Origin of the sequence: Polaromonas sp., from assembly GCF_030682935.1 — a bacterium.
Classification (GTDB): Bacteria; Pseudomonadota; Gammaproteobacteria; order Burkholderiales; family Burkholderiaceae_C; genus Polaromonas.
In genome coordinates, this window is sequence record NZ_JAUXNA010000107.1 from 1 (window position 1) to 1,555 (window position 1,555).

General features: G+C 61.3%; 1 protein-coding gene. It reads right to left on the reverse strand.

The genetic code is table 11. The features are described from left to right. Positions 1-1,494 (reverse strand): proline--tRNA ligase (locus Q8K05_RS05000; RefSeq protein WP_305245423.1); only part of this gene is annotated, 1,494 nt, incomplete at its 3' end. Positions 1,495-1,555: the final 61 nt, after the last annotated feature.

Here is a 1,555-nt window from a genome sequence, read left to right on the forward strand (position 1 = left end):
GACATCGGGAAAGCGGTCCGGGCTGATCGGGCAGATCACCAGCGTGAACGGGGCAATCGCGTCGGGCCAGATGATGCCGCGCTCGTCATGGTTTTGCTCAATGGCGGCTGCCGGCAGGCGCGTGATGCCTATGCCATAGCAGCCCATCTCCAGGAACTGCGGCTTGCCGTTTTCACCGAGGAAAGTCGCGTTCATGGCCTGGCTGTATTTGGTGCCGAGGTAGAACACATGGCCTACCTCAATGCCGCGCTCGATGGCCAGCACGCCCTTGCCGTCGGGGGATGGGTCACCGGCGACCACATTACGGATGTCGGCTATCAGGTCGGGCTCAGGCAGGTCGCGGCCCCAGTTGACGCCGGTGATGTGAAAGTCGGCTTCGTTGGCGCCGCAGATCCAGTCAGCCATGACGGCCACTTCGCGGTCCACCACCAGCTTGACTGGTTTTTTCAAGTTCAGCGGTCCCAGGTAACCGGGTTCGCAGCCAAAATGCTCGTCGATCTCGGCCAGGCTGGCGAAGCGAAAGCTGGCATCCAGGCCGGGCACCTTGCCGACCTTGACTTCGTTCATGCTGTGGTCGCCACGCAGCAGCAGCAGCCAGACCTGCGTCTTGATCACTTCACCGGCATCGTTGGTCTGGTCGGTGGCCAAGACCAGTGACTTGACGGTAGTTTCGAGCGCAATGCCGAGCAACTCAGCGACATCGGCACAGGTCGCCTTGCCGGGCGTTGGCGTTTTTGTCATGGCCTGCGATGCGGCCTGACGCGCGCCAGCGGGCGCCAGCGCTTCGGCCTTTTCCATATTGGCCGCGTAGTCGCTGGTGGGGCAGTAGACGATGGCGTCTTCGCCGGTGGCAGCGATCACCTGGAACTCTTCGCTCAAATCGCCGCCAATGGCGCCGCTGTCAGCGGCTACGGCGCGGTAAGTCAGGCCAAAGCGGTCAAAAATCCGCCGGTAAGCCTGTGCCATGACCTGGTAGCTGGCTTTGGCCGCAGCCTGGTCACGGTCGAAGCTGTAGGCGTCTTTCATGATGAATTCGCGCCCGCGCATCAGGCCAAAACGCGGCCGGCGCTCGTCGCGGAACTTGGTCTGGATCTGGTACAGGTTTTTGGGCAGTTGCTTGTAGCTCCGGATGTCCTGGCGCATCACGTCGGTGATGACCTCCTCGCTGGTGGGCTGGATCACGAAATCGCGGCCATGGCGGTCCTTGATGCGCAGCATTTCGGGGCCCATGGCTTCAAACCGGCCTGTTTCCTGCAAGAGCTCGGCCGGCTGGATCACCGGCATGCTCATCTCGATAGCGCCGGCGCGGTTCATTTCCTCGCGAACAATGGCCTCGACTTTGCGGATCACGCGCAGGCCCATGGGCATGTAGTTGTAAATGCCGGCGCCCAGTTTTTTAATCAGGCCTGCACGGGTCATGAGTTGATGGCTCACGACTTCTGCGTCCGCAGGGGCTTCTTTCAAGGTGGAAATGAAGAACTGGGAGGCTTTCATGGGCTATTTTTCTGGACTTTGGGGTGGTTTTTGGGGCTGTGGCCGTGCGCTGTGCTTGGCG